Raw genomic sequence first — 9,649 nt, forward strand, 5'->3', positions numbered from 1 at the left:
TGCGCCGCCTGCAACGGGTACTCTGGTGGGGTGTGGAACGAGCCTACCTGGTGCACAATCCACTAGCTAGCTTTCGCTGCCCACCTGTTTCGGGTTCACCCGCACAACGGGAGCGAAAAGCTGATACGGCGAAGCTGACCCAGGTGGTTCAAACGCTTGAGCGGGCCTGTAGTAGGCCTAAAAGCTGAGCACACGATCTTATTCCTCGCACAGCAGGCGATTGGCTGTCAAGGATTCCATCACCTTGGGGCTTCTTACGCTATAGGGATGGATGCTACCAAAATAACGTGCAGGAGGATAGTTAAACAGCCTGTCTCATTTGTCTCAGTCTCATCTTTAGGACGAGACACTTTTGAGACAAACCTTGAATATGACGCTATCATACTCAAAGTAAAAAGTACAAAAAGGCCGCGTCTCACATGATGGACGCGGCCTCTAACCCTAGGTAAATTGCTGGCAACACTTTACGTGGAGGGCTCTGTAAAGTACGTGAAATCTTGCTTATAGGTCTAGCATTTGGCCACGAAAAAGCTTTCTTTTTCTTCTCTTTCCAAACACATAATGTGTTCTGTATCAATATAAATAGTAGTGTCTCATTTTTAAGACACTACTATTTATATTGAAGTATGCACAGATAGAGGAAGACTCTGGTTTAAGTATCTTTACTTCTGGCAACACTAAGATATTCCTCGTGGAAAACACTTCACTCTTGTTGGGCTTAAATCCTACTTTTTATCACCACATCGGTACGTGCCACTCAGAGTGTCTCGTCTCATTTTCAAGACCTGAGACGAATGAGACAGTTGTGTTCTGGAATCTTGTTAGCTAACTGTCAAAACAGCCATGCAGAACCAAAGCTATAGAAGGGACCGGCGCGATGAAGCTGTTATGGAGGCTAACAGAATATTCTACTTGGAATATTACAAAGTGGATCCAGCTCCTGATGATTTAGATGCCAATTGGGGCTTTAGGGACATCAATCCTTGGGCCTTTCACACTGCCACCCTTACTAAAGAAGAAAAACAACTTTTTGAAGAGGCTTGGCGAAAGTCTGAACCCAAAATAGAAGGTTCGTTTTTTTACACAGATAACTTTGGGATACACTTCATTCAGCACTTATTAGACTGCCCTCTTAGTCAGATTGAAAGTTGGTTGCACTATCTATGCCTTGAGCATCGGTTTGGCTCTCGCATAGATCCCCAGATACGCCATGCTGCTGATTGTGAATATCTGATTGAGTTTATCATACAAGAATTAGATAAGGACCTAGCTAGCAAAGAACAGCGTCGACGACTAAAGAAAGCCCGTAAGTGGTTGCGGGAACTGATGCAGTTAAAGAAAAACGACGAGCAAATTATGTGTGCCGCTCGATTCGTTCCTTTTTCCGATTTGGGCACTGCTGGATTCCTGAGCAAGTTTCTAAATGATCTAGAGCGTCTGCCTTGGGACAAAGTAACTCATGTGTTAGATCGCGAATACCAATTAGATGCTGCATGGGCAAAGTATCTAATTGAAAAAGTCAAAGATCGGCTGCTATTACGCGCAGGAAACATTAATCTAGAGCGTGTCATAACCTGGCTTACCCAGCGATATGCTTTTGCTTCAGATACTAACAAGAGTGTTGAACTGTATGCTGTTGAGGTAAATGGTAAAATCACTAGAAAAAAATTTACCCCAATACATGCCGAACGGATATTGTCCAATCCTGACACAGTATGGCGAGAAATTGATACAAACCTTGATGGGTTACTTGCCGGCAGCAACATAACCCACTCGAAACAAGATGTTCTTAGTACAGAAAAGCCTAAAATCACACAACTCGAGAGTCCTCAAGCTACAAAGCCAGCAAACACGCTTAGAACGATTTATACTGCTCTTATTGGATCTGAGGAAGAAAGAAAGCAGAAGGAAGTAAAGATTAAGATACTGATTGGTCCTGCTTATCTGAACCTGCATGTAGTGCGCGACACAGCTGAGTGGTCTTGCTTCATATGGGCACTCGTCCACAGCGGCTATTTGCACCATAAAACAACACTGAATACTGCAAAAGAACTACTGGATAATACTTTCCCCGAGGCTGATCTACCTGCTAGATCGACAGTAGGTACATATGGTTCCAAAGATACCTCACCCAGTCAGCGGGTAAAACAAATAATGAATATTTTAAAAACTATTGTTGCATAAGTAGTTAATAGTGAGTTAGATATTTCTGGATAAATAGATAAGTATAGACGTCTATTGCTGTCCAAAGCGCACCAATGATCTTCGCTTACTCCCGGCTCACACCCTCCGGACTATGCGAAAAATGGAGCAGCTAATTTTAAGCGGCATGGAGATCACTACTTTCTATGCCAACATAAGAAAGATAGTTCGCGATGAACTTGATGGCTCGCGTAATGAAAATGAACAGCCAAGTTTCTCCGTGCCAGAGAAGCCATTAACTCTACGAGAGGCAAGCTCCCTTTTAGGTGTAAGCTTAGCTACAATACATCAACTAAAACGAAATCAACAATTGCCTTTTTTTAAGGTAGGTGGGCGCGTTTACCTTAAAAAAAGACATGTGTTGGCTTTGCGGGATGGTGAACAGATCCCTACTGAGTTATGAATTCGGCGAAGAAATACCAAGACGAACTACGCGATGGTCAATCCTTACTACAAGAAGTGAAAGGCCTGCATGCTTGTCTTGATGCAGCACCGCACTTCTGTTTTTCCGACGTCGGTCGCAAGAACCTATGCAAGCGCTTCCGCCTAACCGATGACCAACTCACCGCGGTGCTACTCGCTTATGGCGCCATGCTGCCTACTCCACAACTAGAAGACGGACTCATATGCTAATTATTCCCCCCAAACCTTTTGACAGCATGGATGAGGTAGCCTCACTATTTACTTCACCATTTCTAAATCGTGACGAGTTACTCTACACGTTAGCGCACAACTGGTCGGGAGATCCTGGAGCACACGTTGAAGCGCTATTGACTTCAGGTTGTGTCGAGATAGGCCCCTCTCAACGCTATCGTATGTACGAAGAGGATCGTGGTGCTCGCTTGTGGAATAAACCGAAAGAGGAGCGTACCGCGGAACTAGTCGTGAGTTATACTGCCAATGAAGAACAGCTCAGAAGCGCTGTCGTTGAGCCCATCGCAACTATGACCGTTGCAAAGACAGCGAATGAGGAAGCTGCCGAGGGTACTAGTATAGTTGAGCCACCTAAGTTTAGTTATTATTTAGGCCCTATAGGCAACGTTGTACCTCGTGCCGCGGTGACACCTGCTTTAGTGTACCAAGTGATCACAGGAAAACGCTTGAGGGCCAAAACTGAGGCAATTCGATTGGCAGAGGTAGGGAGCAATAATCGTCATGAGCTGAAAAAGAAGCTTGACTACATCACTCCGGCTGGGGTGTTCACCAAGCGAGACAACAAATGCCTTACTGAACGCTCGGGGCTTATGGTACTGGACTTTGATCATGTTCCTGACCTAGCCACCGCTCAACAGACCTTACTTACGGATGCTGCCTTGTCGCCTTCGGTGGTGATGATGTTCGTCAGCCCCAGTGGTGAAGGGTTGAAGTGTCTGCTAGCCATCGATCCCCGGCGCGATCACCTCACCAACTTCAAAGTCCTCTCAACCTACCTCACGCATCACTACGCTCAACTCGGCTTAGTACCTGACAAGAGCGGTAAGGATCCAGCGCGAGCTTGCTACCTCTGCCATGACCCTTCTGCTTACCTGAATCCGGCTTACGCCGCTTAACCTACCCCACCTGCTGGCAACATGATTAATCACGTAGACCTGGATGCACTTAACGCGACTATTCCACCAGAAACCCCGAATCCAGCTAATGTTGCGCTCGCGCATACGCGTAGTGCTGGCATACGCCCTGATTCAGCAGAGGCAACCGAAGTAGATTTTACTGCGCATCGCCTGAATTGGGTTATAGAACAGCACACCGCCAAGCGTGGACTCATGCCAGTTGGAGAAGGTAGTGGTCGTAATACCTATCTCACTGCTGCTACCTTCTTTGCGAATGATAGTGGTGTAAAACTACACGAGTGGTTGGACTACTGTTTGAATAACTGGACAGCCGAAGGGTTCCCTGAAAGAGAGATACGCGCCACTGTCGAAGGCATATACCAGCGCGAGGCAGCTAAGTTTGCCAGCAAGCCCTACGAGGCGCCGCGCGGTCGCGCTCATGAGTCCTCATACAGCGGAGTAGCTACGGCTGCTACGAGTACAAATTCCGCTAGTGAGCCAATCGAAACGCCTACTATTCCAGAGTGGATCTTTGACGCAATGCCGCGGCTACTCCAGCAGTGTTGTCAACCGTTCTCAGCCGGTCGGGAACGAGACGTGATGCTCACGTCCACAATGTCCATCTTGTCAGGCTGCTTTCGTTCTGTTACAGGCGTGTATGACGGCTCTACTGTGTGGATGAACCTGTATTGTTTCATCATTGCACCCGCTGCCAACGGCAAAAGTGGCTTATCGTGGGCTCGTCGTTTAGCTTACGCCTATCACAAATCATTAGTTGACGAAAGTAAACTGAACCTACAGGAATATGAACGCCTAAACGAGGAGTACCAACAAGGAAAGCGATCTGCTAAGAAGGGAATGCCAGTACCATCTGCTCCTGCAGCGCCTGCCTTCAAGCAATTGTATATCCCAGGGAACAGCAGTGCCGCCGCCGTAATCAAGGTATTGGCCGACAATGATGGATCAGGTATTATCTGCGAGACAGAAGCGGACACGCTCAGTGGCGCAATGGGTCAAGATTGGGGGAATGGGTTTTCTGACTTACTGCGGAAAGCATTTCACCACGAAGCCTACACCTATCAACGCAAAACAGGGAAGGAGTTCTATGAACTGTCAGCGCCAGCAATCTCTGTTGCCCTGACCGGCACCCCTGGTCAAGTACTGAAGCTCATCCCTAGTGCCGAAGACGGGCTTTTCAGCCGCAACCTCTACTACTCTTTCGAAGCTCCCCATACCTGGCGCGATGTGAGCCCTTCTGCTGGTCGAGGAAATTTGAACGCGTACTTTGATGCGCTCTCGACCAATGTAAGCCGCATGATTTTACATGCGAACGCTCCCATTCGGATCGAGTTAACAGCAAGTCAGTGGCAGCAGCTAAACGAAGCCGGAGAACAGTGGCTTGGCACTGCTGTCGATCAGTGCGGCGAGGAAAGCGGTAGTGTTGCCAAACGCCTGGGGTTGTCTGTCTTCCGAATTGCCATGCTGTTGACGTTGCTGCGGGCCTTCGAAAACGGCGAAGAGCCCGGCAAGCTAGTTTGTGATCAGCTTGACTTTGACATAGCACTTGCCTTAGGAGACGTATTCCTTGCCCATTCCTTAGCGATGTATCAGCGCATGCCGAAGCCTGCCGGTGCCGCTGGTAAGATGGCAGCCAAAGCTGCAAAAGAAGCTAAGGTTTTTGAGCTTCATCAGCACGGATTGAGCTACCGGGACATTGCGGAGCAAACAGGGGTGCCTTTCCAGACTGTCGGTCGATGGCTAAAAAACAAATAAGCTACTTCTAAAGTGTCTCGTCTCACTTTCAAGACATGAGACAAATGAGATAGGGGAAATGCAATTTTCAAACATTCACTTTCTTCTTCTGAGCAGGCCTAAAAGTGTGTTTCTGCGAATTATAACTCTTCTATCGAATCCATTTCTTCAGCACCATTACTCCACTACCGTGACTACGAGGTCTTTGCGCGCAAACACAATCAGAAAGCCCGCAAAGCAGCCAAAGGTGACGATGATCCCTTCTAGGACAAGTCATCCACTCAAATGGACCACTTCCCCAAGGTATCCCCAAAACGGTGACCCCTTTCTACCTTCTTCACCCCCCTACCCGATGCGTTACCAGATCCTGACCAAAATCGAGTCCGACGACAACCTCGCTACCCTGCTCAACGCCTTCCAGCGCGAGCTCGGTTTACTCGAACAAGTCGTCCTCCCCCGCGACAGCATGGGCGAGTTCAACCGCCTGCTGGCCTCGGCTACCAGCGCGCAGCCTAGCCAAGACGCCCAGCAACTGCTCTCCTACCTGCAACCCCGCTTCTACCAGTTGCAGGTCCTGAGTAACTCGCTCACGGACCTGCACAAGAACATCAACTGGGCGATTAAGGACCTCACCAACTTTTTCGTTGAGTACGAAGGGAACTTGTTGCGTTACGCCATCGAGAACCGAATGAAAGTCATCGACGAGTTCGGCAGCGAGGACGAGACCGACTGGGAGGAAGACGGCTTTGACGACGAAGGCCCCAAGTGGAAAGTCGCCTACAAAGATGCTGAGGAGAGTTTACGGCACTACACCCTACACAACGATTTGCAGCAGTACTTCGCCGGCAGCGATAGCCGCGGGGAGAAGATCGGCACCAGCCACGCGGAGGACTTTCGCTCTTTCTCCGAGCACGTGCGCCGGGCCACCGAGTTTAATCCCTTCAAACTCCTGCGAAAGTTCACCGGCGCCGAACTCCCCGTCTACCACGAGAACGAAACGGGCGAGATGGTCGCGCAAACCCTAGGCGACGAAGTGGAAGACGAACTCAACGAGGACCTGAAGAACCAATCCCTGGTGCACTTCTTCGAACAAGTCCTCGTGCGTGCTAATCAGGCTGCGGCTAGCTTCACCTTCGCCACCACTGCGGAAGACTACCGCCAACTCCTAACCCAGTTAGAAACGATTCGCGACGTGCGCTTCCTCTAGCTTACGGAGGGCACATACGTCTCCGCAACCCGCAGCAAGGCGTCCGCGTCTTGGCCGTCGCGCTGCTCTAGCAGGTCCATGCACCGGCGTTGCACTTGCATCAGCACCACCGGCGAGAGCGCGACGTGCCGGGCTTCTACCACTTGGGCTAGTAAGACCGCTGCCAGGGGGAATCGCCGGGCTTGGAAGGCCCTTCGGAAGCTTTGTTTAGAATCAGACATAGGATAATAAGAAGAAAAAGTAGACTTGACAACAAGCCTGCCAAGTCTATTCACTGGCTTCTCCCTTACTGGCTAAGCCAGTACTCTAGCGCCAAGCACCCACCCAAGAGCAAGCACACCAGCAACGCCCGCAACCGCGGCCGCATGATACCAACACGCAGCAATCGCTGGGGCACATAACGCATATCGCAAGATAGTAATCCCTTGTTTTTCACTACCAACTTACGCTCATCATGCACAAGATTGATCGTTTAGAAACCATCCACACCCGCCTGGCCATTCGCCGGCAGTACTTCGTCTTTCGTCTACTGCGTCTGGACCAGTACCAATTCACCCCGGAAACCTTCGAGGAGTACACCAAGAGCGTCGGCCAAGCAACCGTCATGCAGGCCGAAATCAAGGACCACTGCAACAGTCTACGGGCTATCGCAGCCGCCTGCCACCACGGGCTGAACGGCACGATCCCCGAGGGGTATGCAGAAGACGGCTACGAATTCACGGAAGATCCAGAAACCCCTGATCTGCCCTACGATGCCTACACCGACATCCTAGGTTACCTACACGGGGGCGGTAACATCAGCTGCCTAACCTTGAGCCCTCCGCTGAAGCGCTTCATTGAACTCTTGCCCTCCGTCGCGGCCGAGTGTGCCGAGCGGGACTTGCAGGCCAAGGACGGGGTATTACTGCACGTGAACGACGACGGTAGCACCCGGCCCATGACCCAGCCGGAATTGCTGCGCCGCGGGGATCAAGCCCAACTGGAAGCCTTGGAGCTCAGTCTGTTTGCCGAGTCCTACGCCTCGGAGATGGAGCAGATTCAACGCCTAGCCGAGCAGCGCGAGGACTTACAACGAATCCTGGACCTGCTCTAGCTGCGAGCACCGAGCTAGCAGATAGGGGCCGGCTACAGCGCAACCGGCTCCTGTCTCGCTTCTGCCGCGCGCAGGAATGCAACAACCCCGCGCAGCAGTTCTTTTATGAATAAGCAGCGCCTTCTACGCGTGACGATGGAGCTGGGTTTAGGCCGCCTAAACCTAGATGATCCGCTGACAGGGTGGCCCCTTACGGCCCCCACAAGCCTAGCCAGTACTCCACTAGCAGACAGATGCTCATCACCGCGCACACCAGTAGGGCACGTCGTTGCATGAACCGCTGGGGGCGCAGCCTATAGATCGCTCGCCACTTCGCATGGCGCACGCAGGGAGGTCGGTAACGCATCCTTACGGGCAGCAGCATTTACAGCAGACAACCCGCCAGCACTGCCACGGCTATGCCCAACAAAGCAAGCAGCACGGGCAGGCGCCGCAAGGCCGGCGAGATAGCGAGCAATATGGGCGGCTGGGTAGAAATGGGTGTCATCGGCAAGTTGTTTAGATGATAACTCACTGAAAGTGAATTGAAAACGATATATTATCAACCTCGACAGTTAAAAATACCATGCTAGCGCGCCCGCCGTGATAAGTACGCATCCCCTTTCCACTTCTCTTACCCTTATCCCCTTCTCTCCATGAAAAACAAGTATGAACGCCTGCGTGTAGTCGACGAGATCCTCGTGCAGGAACGCTCCGAACTACTCCACCAGTTGCCCCCACTAGCTACCGAGCACGTCTCAGGCGCGACCCGCCAACACCACCTGCTCGCTATCGGTGAACTCACCGTTTTACTCTCGGAAGTGCGCGAGCACCGCGCCGCCCTAGAAGAGCTAGAAAACATCTGCTACCGCCAGGCCGACCCCGAGATTCACTATCCCGACGAGAAGCTCTACGGCGAGCTGATCACCACGCTCACGTTGGGCTTGTATTCGAGCCTGGCCTTCAGCCCCGGTCTACAAACCTACCTCGACCACTTACCTGAGAAGGTGCAAGCGACCCTTGACCAAGTGCGCGACCAGCAACTGGCCTTACTCAACCCCGACGACGAGAACGGCCTCTACCAGCCCGCACGGGTCTTGCAATGGCGCCGCCAGCACGGCGAGGCCTACGACGCGGGCCAGCAGCGTAACCGCGAGGCCCTGCACGCCCTGCGCGTCACCTACCCTGAGGACATGCAACGCGTGCTCACACTAGCCCAGACCCAGGGCAGCTTTCAAGAAATCTTCGCCTTACTCGATTAACTTATTCCTATGCGTACTCTCTGCTTCCCGCATCAGACCCTCTCGCTCTACCGCACGGTAGAAGACTTTCCCGTGGGTCAGTTCCTGCGCTATCAAAATTACTGGGAGCAAGCCCTCAGTGGACAAGAACCCACCGGAGAGATCCCTGCGCACGCCTTGGCTTTCGCCGTGTGCGTAGCGGCCATTAGCGGCTACCCCGTCGACCCCCTCACGGACACGGAACTACCCATTCTGCTCGACCTGGTACGAAGCTACGGGGTCACCGATGCCTTGATGCGCGAGGAACTCGCCGCCACGCGCACCAGTAGTTTAGCCGAGCTCAAGCGTCACTTCCCCCTCCAGCTCGCCGCGCTCACCGCCGACGCCATGACCGACGCGCACATGCAGCGCCGCTTTCTGGCAGCTACCGAGGTGGAACTGGTGGACCTAGCGACCTACCCAGCTGCAGACGACACGCGGAAAGCGATCAGCACCATCATTCCCATCCACACCGCTCACCAAGTGGACGAGCACCTTTTGGATTTGCTGCAACCCGCCCCGTTCGGCTCCCGCCACGGGCGCCTGGCGCAGGAACTACGGGAACGGGCCGTTGCCGGCCTCTACG

At 52.0% G+C, this 9,649-nt stretch carries 12 protein-coding genes; 10 read left to right on the top strand and 2 right to left on the bottom strand.

What is annotated here, in order from left to right; translation table 11 throughout:
- From BXP70_RS30435 to BXP70_RS28090, 7 genes are all read left to right on the top strand, one after another.
- Positions 1 to 188 (top strand): hypothetical protein (locus BXP70_RS30435; protein ID WP_218779892.1); only part of this gene is annotated, 188 nt, incomplete at its 5' end.
- A 655-nt stretch (positions 189 to 843) separates the two neighbouring features.
- Positions 844 to 2,184, top strand: coding sequence for a hypothetical protein (locus BXP70_RS28065; protein WP_086597442.1), 1,341 nt, complete (start codon positions 844 to 846; stop codon positions 2,182 to 2,184).
- 112 nt (positions 2,185 to 2,296) lie between these two features.
- Positions 2,297 to 2,605 carry a helix-turn-helix domain-containing protein gene (locus BXP70_RS28070; protein ID WP_086597443.1) on the top strand — a complete coding sequence of 103 codons (309 nt, stop codon included), beginning with the start codon at positions 2,297 to 2,299 and terminating at the stop codon, positions 2,603 to 2,605.
- Positions 2,602 to 2,835 (top strand): hypothetical protein, encoded by a 234-nt coding sequence (locus BXP70_RS28075; protein ID WP_086597444.1) that lies wholly within the window; start codon positions 2,602 to 2,604, stop codon positions 2,833 to 2,835. The genes BXP70_RS28070 and BXP70_RS28075 overlap by 4 nt, the downstream gene beginning before the upstream one ends.
- A 26-nt stretch (positions 2,836 to 2,861) precedes the next feature.
- Complete coding sequence (locus tag BXP70_RS28080; RefSeq protein WP_218779893.1) at positions 2,862 to 3,752, top strand: BT4734/BF3469 family protein; 891 nt, start codon at positions 2,862 to 2,864, stop codon at positions 3,750 to 3,752.
- 21 nt (positions 3,753 to 3,773) lie between these two features.
- Entirely contained in the window at positions 3,774 to 5,525 is a 1,752-nt protein-coding gene (locus BXP70_RS28085; RefSeq protein WP_086597446.1) for a DUF3987 domain-containing protein, read from the top strand.
- Between the two features lie 331 nt (positions 5,526 to 5,856).
- Positions 5,857 to 6,711, top strand: coding sequence for a hypothetical protein (locus BXP70_RS28090; RefSeq protein WP_086597447.1), 855 nt, complete (start codon positions 5,857 to 5,859; stop codon positions 6,709 to 6,711).
- Here the strand turns inward: BXP70_RS28090 and BXP70_RS29765 are convergent.
- The gene (locus tag BXP70_RS29765) at positions 6,708 to 6,932 is read right to left on the bottom strand and encodes a hypothetical protein (RefSeq protein WP_143436759.1); all 225 of its coding nucleotides are present in this window, start codon (positions 6,930 to 6,932) and stop codon (positions 6,708 to 6,710) included. The two genes, BXP70_RS28090 and BXP70_RS29765, sit on opposite strands and share 4 nt — an antisense overlap.
- Positions 6,933 to 7,165: 233 nt before the next feature.
- On the opposite strand from BXP70_RS29765, the gene BXP70_RS28095 reads away from it, so the two are divergent.
- Positions 7,166 to 7,804 carry a hypothetical protein gene (locus BXP70_RS28095; protein WP_086597448.1) on the top strand — a complete coding sequence of 213 codons (639 nt, stop codon included), beginning with the start codon at positions 7,166 to 7,168 and terminating at the stop codon, positions 7,802 to 7,804.
- Positions 7,805 to 8,168: 364 nt separating this feature from the next.
- On the opposite strand, the gene BXP70_RS30885 is transcribed toward BXP70_RS28095, so the two are convergent.
- Complete coding sequence (locus tag BXP70_RS30885; protein WP_262490778.1) at positions 8,169 to 8,291, bottom strand: hypothetical protein; 123 nt, start codon at positions 8,289 to 8,291, stop codon at positions 8,169 to 8,171.
- Positions 8,292 to 8,439: 148 nt separating this feature from the next.
- Here BXP70_RS30885 and BXP70_RS28100 point away from each other — a divergent pair, with 148 nt between their 5' ends.
- A complete protein-coding gene (locus BXP70_RS28100) occupies positions 8,440 to 9,045 on the top strand; it encodes a hypothetical protein (RefSeq protein WP_086597449.1) in 606 nt (201 codons plus the stop codon).
- A 9-nt stretch (positions 9,046 to 9,054) separates the two neighbouring features.
- Positions 9,055 to 9,649: hypothetical protein (locus tag BXP70_RS28105; RefSeq protein ID WP_143436760.1), on the top strand; the 595-nt coding region annotated here is incomplete at its 3' end.

The organism is Hymenobacter crusticola (assembly GCF_002154225.1).
GTDB classification, from domain to species: Bacteria; Bacteroidota; Bacteroidia; order Cytophagales; family Hymenobacteraceae; genus Hymenobacter; species Hymenobacter crusticola.